This window comes from Streptomyces ipomoeae 91-03, assembly GCF_000317595.1.
In the GTDB taxonomy this organism is placed as follows: Bacteria; Actinomycetota; Actinomycetes; order Streptomycetales; family Streptomycetaceae; genus Streptomyces; species Streptomyces ipomoeae.
The window spans coordinates 1-20,285 of sequence record NZ_AEJC01000404.1 but is presented as its reverse complement, the minus strand read 5'-3'; the positions used below and the strand labels follow the sequence as shown (position 1 = coordinate 20,285).

16 protein-coding genes and 1 pseudogene are annotated in these 20,285 nt (G+C 70.3%); 10 read left to right on the top strand and 7 right to left on the bottom strand.

All coding sequences use genetic code 11. The features are described 5' to 3' along the window. Positions 1-42: 42 nt before the first annotated feature. Positions 43-546, bottom strand: a complete 504-nt coding sequence (locus tag STRIP9103_RS26695; protein ID WP_009323756.1) for a DUF6328 family protein — start codon at positions 544-546, stop codon at positions 43-45. A 149-nt stretch (positions 547-695) separates the two neighbouring features. Here STRIP9103_RS26695 and STRIP9103_RS26690 point away from each other — a divergent pair, with 149 nt between their 5' ends. Further along, a complete protein-coding gene (locus STRIP9103_RS26690; protein WP_009323790.1) occupies positions 696-2,408 on the top strand; it encodes a cholesterol oxidase substrate-binding domain-containing protein in 1,713 nt (570 codons plus the stop codon). A 149-nt stretch (positions 2,409-2,557) separates the two neighbouring features. Beyond that, entirely contained in the window at positions 2,558-3,790 is a 1,233-nt protein-coding gene (locus tag STRIP9103_RS26685; protein WP_009323765.1) for an NAD(P)/FAD-dependent oxidoreductase, read from the top strand. Here STRIP9103_RS26685 and STRIP9103_RS26680 read toward each other — a convergent pair. Then, positions 3,787-4,167: a hypothetical protein gene (locus STRIP9103_RS26680; RefSeq protein ID WP_009323781.1), complete on the bottom strand. Its 381-nt coding sequence runs from the start codon at positions 4,165-4,167 to the stop codon at positions 3,787-3,789. The genes STRIP9103_RS26685 and STRIP9103_RS26680 overlap by 4 nt on opposite strands. A gap of 444 nt (positions 4,168-4,611) precedes the next feature. Here STRIP9103_RS26680 and STRIP9103_RS26675 point away from each other — a divergent pair, with 444 nt between their 5' ends. The 6 genes from STRIP9103_RS26675 to STRIP9103_RS26650 all read left to right on the top strand — a co-directional run bounded on the left by STRIP9103_RS26675 (position 4,612) and on the right by STRIP9103_RS26650 (position 10,408). Continuing rightward, a complete protein-coding gene (locus tag STRIP9103_RS26675; RefSeq protein ID WP_009323777.1) occupies positions 4,612-5,535 on the top strand; it encodes a MurR/RpiR family transcriptional regulator in 924 nt (307 codons plus the stop codon). Between the two features lie 339 nt (positions 5,536-5,874). Beyond that, entirely contained in the window at positions 5,875-6,258 is a 384-nt protein-coding gene (locus STRIP9103_RS26670; protein ID WP_009323797.1) for a hypothetical protein, read from the top strand. Positions 6,259-6,506: 248 nt separating this feature from the next. Then, positions 6,507-6,824 carry a YkvA family protein gene (locus tag STRIP9103_RS26665; protein ID WP_009323799.1) on the top strand — a complete coding sequence of 106 codons (318 nt, stop codon included), beginning with the start codon at positions 6,507-6,509 and terminating at the stop codon, positions 6,822-6,824. A 40-nt stretch (positions 6,825-6,864) separates the two neighbouring features. Then, complete coding sequence (locus tag STRIP9103_RS26660; protein ID WP_009323805.1) at positions 6,865-8,220, top strand: CAP domain-containing protein; 1,356 nt, start codon at positions 6,865-6,867, stop codon at positions 8,218-8,220. A gap of 197 nt (positions 8,221-8,417) precedes the next feature. Then, the gene (locus tag STRIP9103_RS26655; RefSeq protein WP_009323807.1) at positions 8,418-9,614 is read left to right on the top strand and encodes a serine hydrolase domain-containing protein; all 1,197 of its coding nucleotides are present in this window, start codon (positions 8,418-8,420) and stop codon (positions 9,612-9,614) included. Between the two features lie 101 nt (positions 9,615-9,715). Continuing rightward, a complete protein-coding gene (locus tag STRIP9103_RS26650; RefSeq protein WP_009323812.1) occupies positions 9,716-10,408 on the top strand; it encodes a nucleoside/nucleotide kinase family protein in 693 nt (230 codons plus the stop codon). 9 nt (positions 10,409-10,417) lie between these two features. On the opposite strand, the gene STRIP9103_RS26645 is transcribed toward STRIP9103_RS26650, so the two are convergent. From STRIP9103_RS26645 to STRIP9103_RS26625, 5 genes are all read right to left on the bottom strand, one after another. Next, entirely contained in the window at positions 10,418-12,250 is a 1,833-nt protein-coding gene (locus tag STRIP9103_RS26645; protein ID WP_009323780.1) for a hypothetical protein, read from the bottom strand. A gap of 6 nt (positions 12,251-12,256) precedes the next feature. Then, the gene (locus STRIP9103_RS26640; RefSeq protein WP_009323769.1) at positions 12,257-13,159 is read right to left on the bottom strand and encodes a carbohydrate ABC transporter permease; all 903 of its coding nucleotides are present in this window, start codon (positions 13,157-13,159) and stop codon (positions 12,257-12,259) included. A 52-nt stretch (positions 13,160-13,211) separates the two neighbouring features. Continuing rightward, a complete protein-coding gene (locus STRIP9103_RS26635) occupies positions 13,212-14,189 on the bottom strand; it encodes a carbohydrate ABC transporter permease (RefSeq protein WP_009323771.1) in 978 nt (325 codons plus the stop codon). A gap of 224 nt (positions 14,190-14,413) precedes the next feature. Continuing rightward, positions 14,414-15,745: an ABC transporter substrate-binding protein gene (locus STRIP9103_RS26630; RefSeq protein WP_048821029.1), complete on the bottom strand. Its 1,332-nt coding sequence runs from the start codon at positions 15,743-15,745 to the stop codon at positions 14,414-14,416. A 278-nt stretch (positions 15,746-16,023) separates the two neighbouring features. Further along, positions 16,024-17,139 (bottom strand): ROK family protein, encoded by a 1,116-nt coding sequence (locus STRIP9103_RS26625; RefSeq protein ID WP_009323775.1) that lies wholly within the window; start codon positions 17,137-17,139, stop codon positions 16,024-16,026. A 244-nt stretch (positions 17,140-17,383) separates the two neighbouring features. Between STRIP9103_RS26625 and STRIP9103_RS26620 the strand changes: the two genes are divergently transcribed. Both STRIP9103_RS26620 and STRIP9103_RS53185 read left to right on the top strand, forming a co-directional pair. After that, positions 17,384-18,298 (top strand): N-acetylglucosamine kinase, encoded by a 915-nt coding sequence (locus tag STRIP9103_RS26620; protein ID WP_009323751.1) that lies wholly within the window; start codon positions 17,384-17,386, stop codon positions 18,296-18,298. 95 nt (positions 18,299-18,393) lie between these two features. Beyond that, positions 18,394-20,285, top strand: a pseudogene (locus STRIP9103_RS53185) (phosphatase PAP2 family protein); the annotation flags it as partial.

The window sequence follows — 20,285 nt, the reverse complement described above, 5'->3', positions numbered from 1 at the left end:
GCGGCTCAGGGGCAACAGCACCATTCACGCCATCGGCTGCCGTCACTCACGGGTGTGGCGTCGGCGGATCCACACCGGGAGGGCGAACCAGCACAGCAGGTACCACAGGAGCACACACACCACCAGCCAGGGCACATAGGCGTTGTCGGTGGCCACGCGCAGGATGAGCAGCAGCGCCGCGGTCATCGTCGCGAGGAGCAGGATCAGGCCCGCGAAGGTCATCCGGCCCGCCCAGCGCACGGTGGCCGGTTTGATGCGCCGGCCGGTGACGAGACGATGGAAGGAGACGGGGCCGATGAGGGCGCCGGTGGCGGAGGCGCCGAGGACGACGGTGACGAGGTAGATGGTCTTCTCGGTCTGCGGCAGTTGCTCGTAGCGCGGTGTGAAGACGACGGTCAGCAGGAAGCCGAACAGGATCTGCACCCCGGTCTGGGCGACCCGCACCTCCTGGATGAGCTCGCCCCAGCGACGGTCGGCGCGCTCCTCCTCGGTCTCGTCACGGCCTCGGTAACGGCCTGGGTCACGGTGGTCGTTCCCGTCGGTCACGGCGTCCTCCCGGCTCGGTCGATGCCTCCTTCCCTGGATGGCGCCGGGGCCCGAACGACCCAGCAAAGACACACGACACTTCACCCACACGAGTGAATCCAGTTGGCGCATCGGTTACTTATGTCAATCCGCGACCTAGCGTGACTGCGATGACCGACTCTTCAGCTCCGTCTCGCCGAGGGTTCCTGCTCACCGCCACCGCACTCGCTCTCGCCCCGCAGTTCGTCCGCCAGGACCCGGCCGCCGCGGCGGCCGAGCTGCCCGGTTTCCCCGAGAACGTCGAGCTGTACCGGTCGGCGTACCGGAACTGGGGCGGGGAGATCACCGCGTCCGCCCTATGGGCGTGCGCGCCCGCCGACGCGGGCCAGGTGGTGGCGGTGGTCAACTGGGCGCGGCGGCAGGGCTGGACTGTCCGCGCACGGGGCCTCTCCCACGGCTGGTCACCGCTGACCATCACCCCCGGGACGGAGTCCGGCGCGCAGGTGCTGCTCGTCGACACGACGACCCACCTCACCGGCATGGCCCTCGAAGCCACCGACCCGGCCGCCGTCCGGGTCGGCGCCGGCGCCACCCTGGAGGGGCTGCTCACCTTCCTGGAGGGCCACGGGCTCGGTGTGACGGCCTGTCCGGCGCCCGGTGACCTGTCGATCGGCGGCGCCCTGGCCGTCGACGCGCACGGCACCGCCGTACCGGCCGAAGGAGAGACCCGGCTGCCCGGTCACACGTACGGCTCGCTCAGCAATCTCGTGCTGTCGCTGACGGCGGTGGTCTGGGACGCCGACAGCGACGCGTATGTACTGCGGACGTTCACGCGCGACGACGCGGACGGGGCCGCACTGCTCACGCACGTCGGCCGGGCGCTCGTCACCGAGGTGGTGCTGCGGGTGGGGGCCGACACCAATCTGCGGTGCCTGAGCCGGACCGACATCTCCGCCGGGGAGCTGTTCGCCGCGCCCGGTGAGGGCGGGCGTACCTTCGAGAGCTTCCTGGACGAGGCGGGGCGGCTGGAGGCGATCTGGTTCGCCTTCACCGAGTTCCCCTGGCTGAAGGTGTGGAGCGTGGCCCCGACCCGTCCGCTCACCTCCCGGCGGGTGACCTCGCCGTACAACTACCCCTTCTCCGACAACGTGCCGACCGTCGTGGCGGACCTCGTCGGCCGGATGGTGTCGGACGGGGCCTGGTATCTGGCGCCGGTGCTGGGCAACGCGCAGCTGAGTGCGGCGTCGGTGGGGCTGGTGACCACGCTGTCGGCGGACATCTGGGGGCCGTCGAAGAACACGCTGCTGTATCTGAAGCCGACGACGCTGCGGGTGACGGCGAACGGGTACGCGGTGCTCACCTCGCGGGACCAGGTGCAGCGCGTGGTCTCCGAGTTCGCCGCCTTCTACCGCGAGCGGCTCACCGCGTACGCCGCGCAAGGGCGCTTTCCCGTCAACGGCTCGGTGGAGATCCGCGTGAGCGGCCTCGACGACCCGGCGGACGTCGGCGTGACCGGTGCCCGCGCCCCGCTGCTGTCGGCGCTGCGCCCGCGCGCCGACCGGCCCGAGTGGGACACCGCCGTGTGGCTGGACGTGCTGACGCTGCCCGGGACCCCGGAGGCGGAGGCGTTCTTCCGGGAGCTGGAACGGTTCCTGCTCACCACGTACGACGGCGGCCATGCCCTCACCCGGGTCGAGTGGTCCAAGGGCTGGGGCTACACCGACGAGGCCGCCTGGAGCGACGAGGAGGTCCTGGGCACCGTCGTCCCGGAGTCCTTCGACGACGGTGCGGGACCGGGCTGGGACGGAGCGATGGAGATCCTTGACCGCCTCGATCCGCACCGGGTGTACGGGAACGCCTTCCTGGACCGGCTGTTTCCCTGATGGATCGCCCGATTCCGCGCCGAAGCACACCCGAGGCACATCCACGGACCGTACGCATGTGCGGTGACCTGTGGTGGGATACCGGTGCTCGAACCACGTGGGTGCCCGTGCGCCCGAGAGCGCTCCGTCACCGGACCCGAAAGGGACACATGTACGACGTGATAGTCGTGGGTGCGCGCTGCGCCGGATCGCCCCTGGCCATGCTGCTCGCTCGGCGAGGGCACCGGGTGCTCGTCGTGGACCGGGCGTCCTTCCCCAGCGACACCGTCTCCACGCACTACATCCACCAGGCCGGACTGTCCCGCCTTCAGAACTGGGGACTCCTCGACGAGGTGGTGGCCACGAAGGCCCCGGCGGTCCGGGAGCTGCACTTCTCCTACCGGGGCGTCGGCCTGAGCGGGTTCGCCGAGCCCATCGACGGAATCGACGCCGTCTACTGCCCGCGGCGCACCGTCCTCGACGAGATCCTGGTGAACGCGGCACGCCGGGCGGGCGCCGAGGTCGTCGAGGGCTTCACCGTGTCCGACCTGGTCTTCTCCGAGGGGCGTGTGGCCGGCGTACGCGGACGCGAAGGCGGGAACGGGGAGCGGGAGTTCCGCGCCCGCGTCGTCGTCGGGGCCGACGGCACGCGTTCGACGGTGGCCAGGAAGACGGGGGCGCGGTCGTACAAGGTGCATCCCGCGGCCGGGGTCAACTACTACGCGTACTACAGCGGGCTCGACTGGGGCGCGCATCACCTGACCGGGGTGGACCAGCAGTGGCTCGGGACCTGGCCGACCAATGACGGGCTCACTCTGCTGGCCGTCATCAGCGGCCGTCGCCATCTCAAACGATTCCGCCAGGACATCGCGGCCAATTTCCAGGCGGTCGTGGACGATGTGGCGCCCAAGATGGGCGAACAACTACGGGAACAGGGGGCCCGGGAAACGGATTTCCAGGTCCTGCGCTATGCCGACAACTACTATCGCCACCCCTATGGACCCGGCTGGGCGCTCGTCGGTGACGCCGGGTACCACAAGGACCCGTACACCGGTTTCGGGATCACGGACGCCTTCCGGCACGCGGAGCTGCTCGCCGAGCGTCTGCACCAAGGACTGTGCGGTGAGCGGCAGATGGCCGACGCGCTCGCCGAGTACCACAAACTCCGGGACGAGAGCAGTGCGGACCACTACGCCCTCACCACCACGCTGAGCGAACTCACCGAACTGCCTCCGCTCTTCCAGTCGGTGCTCGGTGCGATGGCAAACAGTCAGAAGTGGGCCGACAGACTCTTCGGCCTCCTCGGCGGAGGCCTCGAACACCGCGACATCTTCTCCCCCGACGCGCTGCGACGGCTCTACGACGACGCGGGTGTCCCGGAGGCCCAGCGCGTGTACCGCTAGCGAGGCGCCCCCTCGACCCTGAGCTGCAGCTGGACCTCCTGGTCGCCGGCGTCCACACCGATCTGATGCACGGTGTACGCCTCCTCCAGGACCGCTCGCAGCAGTCGTACGGCGGGCGGGCTGCCCTGGACGTCGACCGTGACGGGGCCGGAGAGCGGCTCGGCGCGTTCCTCGGCGTCGGTCGGGACGGCGGCCGTGTCATAGTGGCCGGCCCACATGGTCGGCCGGTCGTCGGCGGTGTCATGGGGCGGTTCGTCGAGGCGGCGGTCCGACTCGAAGTGGGTGCAGAGGCAGGCGAAGACGCGTTCGGCGTCCTGTGCGGAGCAGTCGCAGAGCACGACCTCGACCTGGGACACGGGCAGACGGGGCAGGGTCACGAGCCTTCTCCCTGGTGTGGACAACAGCGTGCGGGTACCCCCATGGTCTGCCCGAAACGGAATTCGCGCAGGTCGCACGGGAACCCCCCACCCCGGTCACGGCCCACCCACCGGGGACCCGAACCGACCGAAACCCGTCTGGCCCACCACCCGGCAGCCCGGCCCCGGACCGGCCGGATCTCGCCCGCCCCTCCCATCCGACAGCCCGGAACCGAACCAGCCGAAGCCCACCCCTGGCGCGGTCCGCCCCACCAGGGCCGCCGTCCGACAGCCCAGACCCGGGCCGACCGAAGCGTGCCCGGGTCGCCACCCCACAGCCCCGAACCGGAACCAGCCGAGGCTTGGCTGTGCGGTTCGGTGGGTCGGGGGCGCCGTCCGACCGCCCGGGACCGTACGGGCCGTCGGCTATGTTGAGTGGTCGTGGCAGACGAAGGAGGCGCACGGGTGTCATCGCCGCAGCAGGCACGTGCGCAGGCATCAGCGATCACGTCCGGACGGATCGCCCCGGAGACCGAGCAGTCTCCGACGTCCCGGCTCAGGGAGTTGTTCGACGGGCCCCGGCTCTCCCCCGGGCAGCGGCGGATCGCGCAGTATCTGATCGAGCACATCACCGAGGCCGCGTTCCTGTCGATCACGGACCTCGCGGAGCGCGTCGGGGTGAGCCAGCCCTCGGTGACCCGGTTCGCGGGCGCCGTCGGCTTCAGCGGCTATCCGGCGCTGCGCGAACAGCTCCAGGCCATCGCGCTCGCCACCCTGGGCAGCGCCCCGGGCGCCCCCGCGCCGGACCGCAGCAATGAGCTCCAGGCCGCCGTGGACGCCGAGATCGAGAACCTGGAGAACCTGCGGCGCGACTTCGCCGACCCCGACCAGGTGATCGAGATCGGCCGCGCCCTGTCCCGGTCGGCCCCGCTGACCGTCCTCGGCTTGCGTATCTCCGGCGCGCTCGCCGAGTACTTCGCCTACGCCGCCCGCCGTATCCACCCGGACGTCCGGCTGGTGACGAAGGGCGGCACCGTCGCCTACGACGCCCTGTTGCAGTCCCGGGAGGCGGGCGGCACCTGGGTGCTGGCGTTCTCCATGCCCCGGCACGCCCAGGAGACGCTGACCGCGCTGCGGGTCGCGCACAGTGCCGGGCTGAGGGTGGCTCTGGTGACCGACCTGGGGCTCGGGCCACTGGCGGACGAGGCCGACGCCGTCTTCACCACCGGCACCGGATCACGGCTCGTCTTCGACTCCTACGCCGCCCCCGTGGTGATGTCCTCCGCACTGCTCCAGGCCATGACCGACGCCGACCCCGAGCGGACCCAGGCCCGCCTCGAGGCGTACGAACAGGTCTCCGACCAGCACCAGTTCTTCCTCAGGGACTGAACCGCGACCGCACGCGCGACCGCACGCGCCTCAAGGGCCGAACCCGGCACTCCGCTCAGAAGCGGACGCGTTCCCACCACGTACCGACAGCACGGGATTATTCAGAACTTTCCCGGCATGAATTTTTTCATGTTCTTGCAAACTCATCGGTATATATAAATACTGCTCGCGGATCGTGACCCGGTGGGACGCCGGTGTCACGTCGTCTGCCCGGGACCGTCCGCTCCTACCCGCCACGGTGCCCGGGCGCGGCGGCCCCGGCCATCCCCTAGACCGGGGCCGCCCAGACTCCACCAGAGTCGCACCCACTGGCGTCGATGCAAGACCGGAGCGTTGAACATGGCCCTCACCTCCTCGCCGACCCGCACGGACTGGCCGTGTCAGGTCAAGACACCCGGCAGCTACGACTGGGAGAGGTCTGCGGCCAAGTGGCTGCGCGAGTTGGTGCCGGCCCGTTACGGCAGCTACCCCACGATGATGCGCCACCCCGTGCTGCTCGCCCGGCACGCCCAGATCCAGGTCCAGCACGAGATCCGGGTCGCCCGCACGGCCCTGCAGACCGCCCGCTCCGAACTCCCCCGCATGGGCATGTCCGAGTCGGTGATCGAGCACACGATCAAGATGTACGCGGCCGAGGTCATGCAGCTGAACCACATCGCCCGCAGCATCAGGGCCGTCAGCCAGGCCCTCGTGGACCACAACCTCACCCGCGCCCCCCACTGACCCACCGCCCCGCGTCCCGCGCGCCGCGATAGAGGGCGCTCCCACGGGGAAGACGATGGGAAGACACAAGCCGACGCAGGAGCCGTACGAGCCGACGCAGGAGTCGTACGAGAACGCAGGAGTTCGAGAACGTAGGAGTTCGAGAACGTAGGAGTTCGAGAACGTAGGAGTTCGAGAACGTAGGAGTCGTACGAGTCGACGGACGGACGAGTCGTCGTACGCGTCGGCGCGAGCGAGGGGCGGGACCGATGGATTCCTGGACCTGGGGTGTGATCGTGGCGATCGCGGTGGTCGCCGCCGTCGTCCTCGGCGTGGCGGTCCGGCTGCTGCTACGTCTCGTACGCACCCGGCGCGAACTGCGCCGTGCCGGGCTCCCGACCGGTCCCAAGTGGGTCTTCTGGGGCGCCGTCCTCTATCTCGTCCTGCCGACCGACCTCGTGCCCGACCCGGTGTATCTGGACGACATCGGCGTCCTGCTGCTGGCGCTGAGGTCGATGCGCGCCGGCCGGCAGGACATGCTGACAGCCGACCGACAGCAGGACACGGGAACCGCCCTGCGAGGGTGAGTCGTTGTCGGGCTGACGGTCACTGCGACGGACGGCACCGATGAGCGAGCTGGTACCAGGGGGCAACCTGCCCCTGCCGAGCGGCACCCTGACGATCAGGGTGCCCGGCCCCTTCGACGTCTCCGCCCTCATCACCGACGACACCGGCAAGGTCCGCGGCGACACCGACTTCGTCTTCTACAACCAGCCGACGGCGCCGGGCGCCCACCTGACCGCCGAGACCCTGACGGTGACGCCGACGGCACTGCGCGCCGGGGCGACCCGCGTCACGGTGGCCATCAGCCCGGCCGACCCGGGCACACCCCTGGGTCAACTCCCGGCCCCCACCTTGCAGGTCACGGGACCCACAGGGCAGTCGGTCGCCCGCTTCACCCCGCCCCGCCCCCAGCGGGAGACGGTACTGCTGCTCGCGGAGCTCTACCGCCGGGGCCCGGCCTGGAGGCTACGGGCCCTGGGCCAGGGTTACGCGGACGGATTGGCAGGGGTGGCGAGGGACTTCGGGGTGGACGTGATCGAGGACGCGTCATCGTCCAGGCCCGCATCCGCGCCCGGGGAACCGCGCGACCAGCCCTCACTCACCCGCGCTGTGATCCACACACCGACGCACTCCGTCTCCCCCACTTCTCAAGACGCCCTCACCCTGATCAACTCGGCCCGAGCCTCCGCAGGTTCCCCACCCGTCACCCTCAACCCCCGACTCACCACAGCGGCCCGATCCCACGCCACCACGATGGCCGCACGGAACCGGCTGTCGTCCGAAGGCACGGACGGTCTCTCCGTCTACCAACGAATCACCGCAGGCGGCTACGCATATCTGACGATCGGCGAACACCTGGTCTCCGGCCCCCGCACACCGGCCGAGTTCGTGGACTACTGCCTCTCCGACGCGCAGGCGCGCCGGACGCTCTGCGACCCCCGGCACAACGAAGCAGGCATGGCGCACGCCCCCAACCACCGTGCGGGAACGGTCTTCTGGACGGCACTGTGGGCGCAGCCCTTCACGCCCGCCGGCCTGGACCGAACAGCCGCCGAGGTCATCGCGCTGACCAACGCCGAGCGCGCAGCCGCAGGTCTACGGCCGCTGTCGTCCGATCGGCTCCTCACGAGCGCGGCGCAGGCGCACAGCACCGACATGGTGGCCCGTAACTTCTACTCGCACACCTCCCCCGACGGCAGTGAGCCATGGCACCGGGCGGCTGCCGCCGGGTCCACCCGCCGGTCCATCGGCGAGAACATCGCGTGCGGCCAACGCTCCGCCGCCGAGGTGGTGCTCGGCTGGATGAACAGCCCCGGCCATCGCGCCAACATCCTCAAACCCGACTTCACCCACATGGGCGTCGGCTTCGCCGGCGGCGGCGCGGCCGGCACGTACTGGACGCAGCTGTTCGGCGGCTGAAACCCATACGCCGGGAACATCCCCCTTTCGGGTCGGCCAACTCACCTTCCCACTCGGCTACTTGACTCTCTGTGATCGCTCGACTCCAATGCAACCTGTCGGTGTCTCCGATGCGTACAGGTCACGCCGTCGCCCGACCAGCGGCGGCGGTACGGCCGGAGTTCCACGCCGGCAGACGGCAACAGGAGACGAATCAGATGGTTTCGAGAACGGTGGGCATGAGCGCGGCGACCCTGGGCGCGGTCGTGCTGTCCCTGCTGACGGTCCCCGCCCAGGCTGCCACCCGGGCCGCGACGCCCGACACCGCCGCCCGACCCGACGCGGCCACGGCCCCAGCCGCGACCCCGACCGCAACCGCCGCCGCACTGGCGGCACCGGACCAGGCGGCGCTGAGAAAAGCGCTGCGTACGGCGCTGTCCCAGGGTGCGCCGGGCGCTTTCGCGAGGATCGACGACAACGGCAGGGCGCTGCATCTGGCGGAGGGTGTCGCCGACCGGGGCACCGGACGGGCCCTCGGCACCGGGGACCGTATCCGCATCGGCAGCGTCACCAAGACCTTCTCGGCGGTGGTCCTGCTGCAGCTGGTCGACGAGGGCAGGATCGAGCTCGACACGTCGGTGAACACCTATCTGCCTGGGCTGCTGCCCGACAGACGGATCACGGTGCGTCATGTGCTGAGCCACCGCAGCGGGCTGTACGACCACGCCAACACCCTCTTCGCCCGCTCGGTGGCGGGGTTCGAGAACGTACGGAACAAGGTCTTCACCTACCGCCAGCTGATGAACATGTCGCTGGCCGAGCCGCTCACCAACAAGCCCGGCGCGGTGTACTCGTACTCGAACGCCAACTTCGTCGTGGCGGGCATGCTCATCGAGAAGATCACCGGCAAGTCGGTGACGACCGCGTACCAGAACCGGATCATCAAGCCGCTGAAGCTGACCGACACGTTCTACGTCCACCCCGGCAACACCATCCCGGGGAAGTACTCCCGCGGCTACATGACCGCCGACTCCAGCGGGCGGAAGATCGACTCGACGCAGCAGACGGTCTCGTGGGCGCAGAGCGCGGGGGCGCTGGTGTCCAGTGCCAAGGACGTGAACAAGTTCCTGACCGCCCTGGTGAAGGGGCAGCTCACCTCCGCCGCCCAGCTGAAGGAGATGCGGCGGTGGACCCCGGTGAACAGCACACAGGCGTACGGGCTGGGGCTGCGCCGGCGTGATCTGTCGTGCGGGATCTCGGTGTACGGGCACACGGGTACCGTCCAGGGCTACTACACCTGGGCGTTCACGTCGAAGGACGGCAAGCGCAGCCTGACGTCGTTCGCCAACACCTCCAACAACGGCACCGTGTACACGACCATGAACCGCACACTGGAGTCCGCCTTCTGCGGCTGACGTCCCTGTCCCATGGTTGATGCTCCGTCTCCGTGATGGATGCCGTCTCCATGGTTGATGCTCCGTCGCGGGGCGCGCTCCCCAGGGTTTACGGTCTCGGCATGACATCCGGTCCCGAGGTCCGCGCCCCGCACGGCGCACAGCCCGTACCCCTGACGTTCGACGACCTGCTGGCACGGGCCACGTCACTCGTCCGTCCCGGCCGCCGGGCCCTGCTCGGCATCACGGGCAGCCCCGGTGCCGGGAAGAGCACCCTGGCCGAGCGGCTGACGTCGGCACTCAACGGCGACGGGGAGCCGTGGGTCGCGCACGTGCCGATGGACGGCTTCCATCTGGCCGACGTCGAGCTGGAACGACTCGGCCGCCGGAACCGCAAGGGCGCGCCGGACACGTTCGACGCGGCGGGCTACGCGGCCCTGCTGGAGCGGCTGCGGGGCGACGAGGACGGCATCATCTACGCGCCCGGCTTCGAACGAACCCTTGAACAGCCCATCGCCGCCTCCATCCCCGTACCCCCCACCGCCCGCCTGGTCATCACCGAGGGCAACTACCTCCTCCTGGACGACGCCCCCTGGACCCGCGTCCGCTCCCATCTCGACGAGACCTGGTTCTGCGAACTCGACGAGCCCGAACGCGTCCGCCGCCTCATCGCCCGCCACGAGCGGTTCGGCAAGGATCACGAAGAGGCAGTCACCTGGGTCCTCGGCACGGACCAACGCAACGCCGATCTGGTGGCCGCCACCCGGGAGCGGGCCGACCTGATCGTGCCGGAGCCGGCCCGCCTCTCCTCCTGACGCCGTCCCTCAGGCGCTGAGCGTCAGCACCGGTTCGCCCTTCTCGTCGCCCGCCGGGTTTCCGATCAGGGCGGTGAAGGACTCGGTGCGGACGGTCAGGCCCTGCGCGGTGCGGTCGAAGGTGGGGGCGAAGTCGTCGTCCGAGCCGCCGTAGCGCACCGCGAAGACGTTGAGGTCGTCGGGGGCGCCGGGGGCCGGGGTCGCCTCGAAGGCCGTGGAGGCGATCAGGTGGGTCCAGCCCTGGTCGGGGTTGCCGTAGCCGCGGGGGTCGGCGGCGAGGGCGAAGGCGGCCAGTTCCTGGGTGGTGTCGGCGCGGGCGTCGAAGTAGTCGGGGCCCTCGGCGGTCGGGTGGGTCAGCCGCAGATCGCCCGCGGAGGTCACCTCGGCGTCCGCGATCCGGCGGAGGCCGTCGCCGTCGTCCGCGACATACGGGAGTCCGGCCAGGAGATAGGGGTCGCCGGGCAGGCGTTCGACGGCGACCGTGATCCACAGTCGGGTGCCGTCGGTGACGTACAGGGACTGGACGTGGCGCAGGACATGGTCGCGGGTGACGACCGGCTTGGTGACCAGCTTGGCCGTCAGACCGCCGGCGCGCACGTCACGGACGCGGACCTCGCCCATGGGGCGGCACAGCAGAAAGCCGTCGGTGACCGGGCCGAAGCCGTGCTGGCGGTTGACGGCGGCCGGAAGGAAGTACGTGCCGTCGGCCTCGATCAGTGACGGGGTCATCTTCGAGTCGAAGGCGACCGAGACTCCCCCCGCGCGCAGTTGGTGTCGGGCCGGTTCCGTCGACGGGGTGCGGTGCCAGGGCGTGGTGTCCTGGATCTGCCAGACCAGCATCCATGCGAAGTGGCCGTCGATGCCGCCGTCCGGCTTGACCGCGTACCGGCCCCAGCGGGTGTCGCCCCGGTAGCGGCCCAGGTCGGCACCGATGCGGTGGCCGAAGTAGCGCAGGCCGAGGACCGACTCGAAGCCGGAGTGCTGCTCGCTGTAGCGCGGGCCACCGTTGTCGAAGCCGCCGACCGTCAGGCGGGCGTCGATGTAGCGGGCCAGCGCCTCGCCGTCCTCGGCGAAGATCCGCTCACCGCTGATCCGGTGGGCCTGGGCGAGGAAGGACAGGGAGATCGGGCCGTAGTTGTTGTCGTACGCGCCGCCGTGCTCCGGCGGGAGCAGTGCGCCGCGGTCGGCCACCCGGTGGGCGCGGATCTCGTCGAGGTACAGGGCGATCGCCCGGGCGCGGACCTGCTCCGCTTCCTCCGCCGGAAGGTGCCGGGCCAGCATCAGGCCGCCGACCACACAGCCGATGGCCTGGTTGCCCGCCTCCTGCGGGTTGAAGAACGTCGCCTCGGTCAGCCAGCGCCAGTAGCCGCGGCCCATCTCCCGTACGGAGTCGGTCCGTTCGGCGTCGAGGAGGCCGTCGGCGAGGTCGAGCAGATTGACCGCCTGGAGCAGGGCCCACACGGTGCTCGGCCAGTCGCCGATGGGGTGGGCGCCGGACGCCAGGGTGTAACGGGCGTACGGGAAGCCGGAGGCGCGGAGCCTCAGGTTCGGGTAGCCGGGGTTGTCGTCGGTGTAGACGCGCTCCCTGAGGTGGAAGTCCGTGCTGCGGCGGACGGCCTCCGGCAGTCGTGGGTCCTTGGTGCGCTGCCAGGCGAGGGCCAGCAGCGAGGTGATGCCGAGGGAGGTGTCGCCGATGTCGTCGACGCAGTCGGGGTGTTCGAGGTTGCCCTCGGGCGTGAGCCGGGCGAGGGCCTCCTCGGTGACCGCGGCGAGGACGTCGTCGTACGCCTCGGGGGTGGACGGCAGGTCGTGCAGTGGGCCGAGCTGGCGGGGAAGACGCACCGTGGGTCAGCCCTTCATACCGGAGGTCGCCATGCCTTCCACCAGCCTCTTCTGGAAGATGAGGAAGCAGATGAGCGTGGGCAGCAGCGCGAGCGTCGACATGGCGAACATCGCGCCGTAGGAGGAGCCGCTGGTCTGGTCCATGAACAGGGTCAGGCCGAGGGGGACGGTGAAGCGGTCGTTCTGCTGGAGGTAGACGAGCTGGTGGAGGAAGTCGTCGTAGGTCCAGATGAAGGTGAAGATCGTGGTGGTGATCAGGGCCGGCTTCATCAGCGGCAGGATGATCTTCCAGTAGATCTTCCACGGGTTGGCGCCGTCCACCATGGCCGCCTGGTCCAGCTCGCGCGGGATGGAGCGGATGAACTGGACCATCAGGAAGATGAAGAAGGCGTCCACCGCGAGGAACTTCGGCACGATCAGCGGCAGGAACGTGTTGATCCAGGTCAGGTTGTAGAAGATCGTGTACTGCGGGATCAGCACGGCCTGGGTGGGCAGCATCAGCGTGCCGAGCATGATGCCGAACCAGATCTTCTTGCCGCGGAACTCGAAGCGCGCGAAGGCGTAGGCGGCCAGCGAGCAGGAGATCACGTTGCCGATCACCGCGCCGATCGTGACGATCAGCGAGTTGGTGATGTAGAGGGAGAAGGAGTTGCCGGAGCCGCTCCAGCCCTCGGAGTAGTTCTCCGGGCGCAGCGCGTTCGGGATGAGACCGGGGTGGGTGAAGATCTCGGTGTCGGGCTTGAGGGAGCTGCTCAGCATCCACAGCAGCGGGTACAGCATGACGACCGCGACGCCGATGAGCAGGGTGTGGATGTAGATACGGCGGGCGCCGGTGGCCGTGCGCATCTTCTGCAGCGGCGACAGCTTCGGGGCGGGATTCGAGGACGGGGCCTTGGTGATGGCGGACATGGGGAGGAACTCCTCGCTCAGACGGCGAATCGGACTCTGACGACGTCGGACATCAGTCGTCGTAATGGACCCAATAGCGGCTGGCGATGAAGTTGACCGCCGTGAAGAGGGCGATGACCAGGAACAGCACCCAGGCCAGCGCGGAGGCGTACCCCATCTGCAGATCGGTGAAGCCCTTCTTGTACAGGTAGAGGGAGTACAGCATCGTCGAGTTGAGCGGCCCGCCGGAGCCGTTGCTGATGACGAAGGCGGGCGTGAACGTCTTGAAGGCGTCGATGATCTGCAGGACGACGTTGAAGAAGACGATCGGGGTCAGCAGCGGCAGGGTGATCCGGAAGAAGCGGGTGACGGGGCTGGCGCCGTCGAGCGCGGCGGCCTCGTACACGTCCTTCGGCAGCTGCTTCAGGCCGGCGAGGAAGATGACCATCGGGGTGCCGAACTGCCAGACGGCCAGCAGGACGAGCGTGTAGAGCGCGCTGTCGGGGCTGGAGATCCAGTCCTGGCCCTTGATGCCGAACCAGGCGAGGAAGTCGTTGAAGAGTCCGTCGCCGCCGAAGACCTGCCGCCACACGATGGCGATGGCCACCGCGCCGCCGAGCAGCGACGGGAGGTAGAAGGCGGCCCGGTACAGGCCGATGCCCTTCAGATCGCGGTTGAGGAGCATCGCCACGCCGAGGGCGAGCGCCAGCTTCAGCGGCACGGAGACGACGACGTAGATCAGGGTGGCCTGCACCGAGTCCCAGAAGACCGGGTCGTCGGTGAACATCCGGTCGTAGTTCTCCATGCCGACCCACTGCGCGGGCGTCAGCAGGTCGAAGTCGGTGAACGACAGGTACAGCGAGTCGAGCATCGGGTAGATCGTCAGCCCGAACAGGCCGACGAACCAGGGGGCCAGGAAAAGGTACGGCCACCAGCCCCCGCCCCGCCGTCTGGCGAGGCGGCGGCGCATACGATCGCGCTCCCGCTGGTCGGACGGGGTCGCCGAAGCCACCGGCTCCTTCACGACCGCGTCGGTCTGCGCGGTGGTCATACTCATCTCTCCCTGGCCCTCTTCCGGTGTTTCAGTTGGGGCGGTGCGTCTCCGGCGGACCTGCCGAAGCCCCGGCACGCTGCCGCGCCCCTGAAGGGGCGCGGGGCTGCGTCGATGTGCGGCTCCGCCGCGTGGGCGCGACCAGCCACGACGAGGCCCGCTGACGAACGACGGCCCATCGCCGCAGTTCCTCTTCGCGGCAATTCCAACGGAGCGCTGGGGCGTCAGCCGCCGAGAATGCCCGCAGCCTGGTCGAAGAACTCCCCCAGCTGCGCCTTGATCGACTTCTTCCCGAAGGCGATCGCGAGGTTCGACTGGAACAGCAGGTCCCAGATCTGGTCGGCACCCTGCGGCGGCGGCTGCGGCGCGGGCAGCGCGTTGCTCGCGGCAGCGACCCGCTTGGCGATGTAGTCGGCGTTCTCCATGTTCAGCTTGTCGGTCTCGGTCAGACCCGAGGCGATCAGGTTGCGGGCCTTCTCCGTCGGCGGGATGCCGCGCAGCAGCTGCATGTCCTTGATCGCGGTCTCGTTCTGCGCGAAGAACGCCATGATCTTCACGGAGTCGGCGACCTTCTTGCTCGCCTTGGTGGCGCTCAGCAGCACACCGCCGTTGACGAAGTTGCCCTCGCGGGCGCCGGACCAGTCGCCCTGCGGGGTGGGCAGGAAGTCCAGCTGCGCGTCGGTGATGGAGCCGCCCGCGCCGTAGACACCGGAGTCGAAGGTGAACAGGGCCTTGCCGATGACGACCGCGTTCTTGGTGAGGTCGTTGTGCGCGGCGGAGGTGATCGCCGGCGGGCCGGAGGCGTTGGTCTTGCGCATCTCGGCCCAGTACTCCCACCACTCCTGGAGGGTGTCGGAGGTGAAGCCGAGCTTCTTGCCGTCCTCGGAGAAGAAGGTCTCGCCCTTCTCGTGGGCGAAGATCTCGAAGCACTGGAGGGTGGAGCCGCCGCCGTCGTCGACGCCGTAGATCTTGCCGCCGCTCTTCTTGTAGACGTCCTGGGCGATCTTCTTCAGGTCGGCCCAGGTCCACTCGCGGTCCGGCAGCTTCAGGCCCAGGTCCTCCAGGCCGCTGCGGTTGACGGTGAGCTGGTTGACGCCGATGCCGGACGGGACGCCGTAGAGCTTGCCGTCGACGGTGCCGGCGGCGAGGAGCGTCTTGGAGAAGCCGGTGAGGTCCAGGCTCTTGCCGACGTAGGAGTCGAGCGGGGCGAGGACGCCCTTGCGCGCGTACTGCGCGACCAGGGCGGTGTCCATCTGCAGCAGGTCGGGCGCGCTGCCGCCGGCGATGTTGGTGTTGAACTTGTCGAAGTACCCGTCGTATCCGGAGTAGGTCTCCCGGATCTTGATCTTCGGGTTGTCCTTCTGGAATGTGGCGAGCGCCTTCTTGTACGCGTTGTGGCGGTCGTCGCTGCCCCACCAGGTCATCGTCAGCTCGGAGCTGGTGCTGCCGGCGCCGGTTCCTCCGGAACAGGCGGTGAGCGTGCCGCCTATCGCGGTCGCGGCGACGATGCCGCTCGTCGAGCGGAGCAGGGTTCTGCGCGAGATCTCGTGACCCACCGGGTCCTCCCTGGAAGTGCGTGACGGATCCCCCGGCCGGTCGGACACGGCTTCGGGTCTCTCATCTGCGGAAAGTACGCTTTCCCGGCATACGGCCTCGCCCGGCCGCGCCGCCCTGACAGCGAGGCTTCCCTGGCCGTCGTCCTTGCCAGGCCCGTACGAGCACGCCCTCGTACGGCTCGCCGTACGCGCGGTACGGCCGAGTACCTCGCCCCGAACCGGGTCCCGCCGGTTCAGAAAGCGCTTGTCCGGACATTGGCAGAAGCCGGTGGAGTCCGTCAATGCTTCACCGGAACCCCCTCGGTCACGTTTTGGATTCCCCGGGCCACCGCCAATTCGGTGGCCCCCACAACGGTGCCACTGTCTCCGAGGGCGCTGCTCACGACCTCCGTGGGCCAGCTCAGCCGGGCCAGCTCCGCGCGGACACCGGGCAGGAGCTGCGGGTTCGAGCCGACGTCGCCGCCGAGGATCATCAGGCCGGGATCGAGGACGGCGGTCGCCGCGGCGGCGAGCCGACCCACCTCGGCGGCGTGATGACCGACGACGGCGCACGCGGTGGCATGTCCCCCGTCGGCGAGGGCGAAGAGCCGCTCGACGGTGCGCGGGCGAGGGCCGTCGCCGTCCCGCCAGGCGTCGGCCGCCCGGCGCAGCAGCGAGCGCGCGCCCAGGTGGGCCTCCAGACCTTCGTGGCGTGGCTCACGGTCCTCGTCCCAAGGGTAGGGCAGGCTGGCGACCTCTCCGGCGGCGTGGTTGGCGCCGCGCAGCTCCTGGCTCCTGATGACGACACCGAGGCCGATGCTGACGCCTATCCGCAGGTATCCGAAGGTGTCCCGGCCGCTGGCCGCGCCCTCGTGGAGTTCGGCGAGGGCCGCGCAGTTGACGTTGTTCTCCAGGTGCACGGGCACTCCGGGCGGCAGGGCGACGGCCATGGCGTCGAAGGCGGGGCCCGCCTTGGCGGTCGCGGGGCGCTCCCCCTCCCCGGCCTGGACCGTGACGTCGCCGACCGCGACGACGACGGCGCGCAGCGGGGCGCCGTCCGGGAGCTCGGCGAGGACTTCCGAGACCACGCCGGCGGCGTCCGGCCGGGAGCCGCTGCCCTGGGCGAGCAGGGTGCCGTCCAGGGCGCAGCCGCGCACCTGGGTGCGGCTGGGGCCGAGGTCGACGGCGAGTACGGCACCGGCGGCGAGCCCGAGGCCGTAGACGGCGGCGGAGCGGCCGGTGCCGCCGGAGGCGGTGCCGGAGCAGGCGGCGAGGCCGGCGGCCTCCAGTTCGGCCACGGCGGAGGAGACCGTCGGTTTGGACAGCCCGGCTCCCGCCGCCAGCTGGGGGCGGGTGGCAGTGCCCGCCTCGGCCAGAACGGCGAACACGGCGCGGGCGCTCTCGCTCAGGTGCATGTTCTCCCCAGTCGTACCGCGGCGTGCCGGCCGCTCGGAATCGTCTCGGCTTCCGGGTCCGGACCGCTTGACGCCCTCCTATTCGTTAGTTAATTTCCTAACGAAGTCAAGCGGTACTCGCCTGCCGCACCCAGCAGAGGCCCGTCCCGGGGCTTCCCGAGATACCCCCACCAGCTTTCCTTCTGTGTGTCCAGGCACGGTTCGCCCGCCGTCAACAGCGCAACGCAACGACGAGAGGGAATCCGTGCAGGACTCCACCCCTGTCGCCGTCGGTATCGACGTGGGCGGCACCAAGACGCAGCTCCGCGCCCTCGCGGGGACGGACTCCGTCGCCGACCACGTCCGCCCGAGCCATGGCTGGCGGCCCCATGACCACCCGGCAGCCGCCGGGTGGCTGGCGTCGCTGATCGAAGAGGTGCTGCCCGCGCACCTACGCCCGTCGGCCGTGGCCGTGGGCGCGCACGCGTGCGAGACACCCCGTCAGTGCGAGGCGATACGGCTCCTTCTCGAGGAACGCCTCGATGTGCCCTGTCTGATCGTCGGGGACGCCGAACTGCTGGTCCCCGCCGCCGGTCTGGACAAGGGCGTCGGTCTGGTCGCCGGCACCGGTTCGGTGGCGGTCGGCCGGCGCGCCGACGGCACCGCGGTGCAGGTCGGCGGCTGGGGCGCGGCCCTCGGTGACGAGGGCGGCGGTGCCGGTCTGGTCCGTGAGGCGGCCCGTGCCGTCTGGGCGGCGCACGACCGCGGTGAGGCACCGGACGCGCTGGCCCGTCTGCTCGTGGCCGCCTTCGAGGTGGCCGAAGTCCCGGCCCTGGGCGCGGCGTTGGAGAGCGCCGCCGACATGTCGGCCGACTGGGGGCGGCACGCTCCCGTGGTGTTCGAGGCCGCCGAGCGCGGTTCCGTCCTCGCCCATCAGGTGATCGCCGACGGGGGCCGTGCGCTCGCCTCCCTCGTCGAGCGGCTCGCCCTGCGCGGAGTACCGGTCGACGACGTGGTGGTGGCGGGCAGTACCGTCCTGCGCCGCCCCGCCCTGTACTCGGCCTTCGCCACCGCGCTCACCGACACCGTGCCCTCCGCCCGGCCGCAGCCGCTCCAAGTGCCGCCGGTGGAAGGGGCGGTGGCACTCGCACGATCTCTCCTCCGGCCGGTCACCCGCTGATCACCGATCGGTCGCCGACCGGACATGAACCGGTCATACGTCAACTCCACGCTCAGCCCGCACGATCATCACACCGCGAAAGGAGCGGCACCTCCATGCCGTCATCTGCCGGGCACCACACGCTCAACCGGCGCGTCTTCCTCAGGAACTCCCTCGGCGTCTCGGCCGGCCTGATCGCCGCTCCGACTCTCGCGAACCTGTGGCAGGCCCCCGAAGCCAAGGCCGCCACCGCCTTCGCCGCGTTCGTGGACGACTACACCACCAACACCACGGCGAACCTCACCCCCGAGACCAACGCGGTGGTCCGCGCCCTGGGCGGCTTCGCCGAGATCTGGAAGACCGGGGCCGCCTGGAACACGGGCACCCCGCTCATGCCGGAGGTGTCGCGCGCCAACATCCGGTACAGCGAGCGTGTCACCGCCCGGCGCACCGAGGCGCAGGCACGCGAGGCGTTCATCACCGACCGGCAGCACCAGAGTTACTCGGTGATCAGCGGTCTCGGCCCACTGGCGGAGCTGTACAGGACCGGTGCCATGGCGGTCACTTCGGTCACCTCCGCCCCGGACGGCACCCCGCCGGGCAAGATCAGCGACTCCGTCCCCGCCGACGCCCCCGCCGGATCCGCGAACGGCGCCGGCTCGACACCTCCGAGCTCGGGAAGGTGGCCGAGCTCGTCAACACCGTGCGCGGCCCCTTCGCGTCGAGCAACCCCGCCAAGTTCTCCTACCAGTACCCCCGCCCCTGGCGGATGAACGAGAACAGCGAGGTCGTCGACACCGGCCGGACCGACGAGTTCGGGTTCCCGGTGTACGACTCCGACGTCGTCGTCGCCCCTCAGCTGCTGCGGCAGCGCGGCGAGGACCCGGCCACGGACGGCGGCTTCCCCAGCGGGCACACCAACGCCCTCCACCTGGCGGCTCTGGCCTACGCGTATGCCGTACCGGAGCGCTTCCAGGAGATGGTGACCCGCGCCTTCGAAGCGAGCCACGACCGGATCGTCTCGGGCATGCACTCCGCGCTCGACGTCATCGGCGGTCGCGTCATGGCCACGGCCCTGGCCGCCGCCACGCTCGCCGACCCGAAGAACGCCGCGCTCAAGGCCGCCGCGCGCAAGCAGGCCGCCGAGTACTTCCAGGCGAAGACGGGCACCACCGCCGACACACTGTTCGCGTACGCGCACTCGGCCGGCACCGACACCGACCCGTACGCCGACCGCGAGGCCAACGCGCGCCTGGTCGAGCCGAAGCTGACGTATGTACTGACCCGGCGCGGCCGTTCCACCGACCTGACCGTGCCGAAGGGCGCCGAGGTCCTGCTGGAGACGCGGCTGCCGTATCTCGACGCGGCGCAGCGGCGCGAGGTGCTGCGCACGACCGCGCTGCCGTCCGGGTATGTGCTGCTGGACGGCTGGGAGCAGTGGGGCCGGCTCAACCTGTTCGCGGCGGCGGACGCGTACGGCGCCTTCGCGGCGGACGTTGAGGTGACGATGGACGCCTCGCTCGGCGGTTTCCACACGGCCGACACCTGGCGCAACGACATCTGCGGCCCCGGCGGGCTCGTGAAGCGGGGCAGCGGCACGCTGACGCTGGCCGGCGCGAACGAGTACACCGGCGGCACGACCGTCGAGGCGGGTGTCCTCGCGGCGGGCTCGAAGGAGGCGTTCGGCCGCGGTGACGTCCGGGTGAAGGGCGGCACGCTGCGCACCGGCGACCACACCGTCCGGGTGCGCGGCGGCTACGCGCAGGCCGGTGTCCTCGACGTCACCCTGGACCGGGGTACCGACGCCGCCCTCGTGGTGGACGGGCGCGCGGTCCTGGAGCGGGGCAGCTCGCTGGTCGTCCGCTTCGACGTCGAGCAGCCGCCGCGTGACGGCAGCACGGTGGCGGTCATCGGGGCGCGGTCCCTGCAGGGCCGGTTCTCCGAGGTCACCGTGGCCGTCGAGGGCTGGACGGCCGAGCAGGTGTTCACGGCGCGGGGTGTGTCGGTG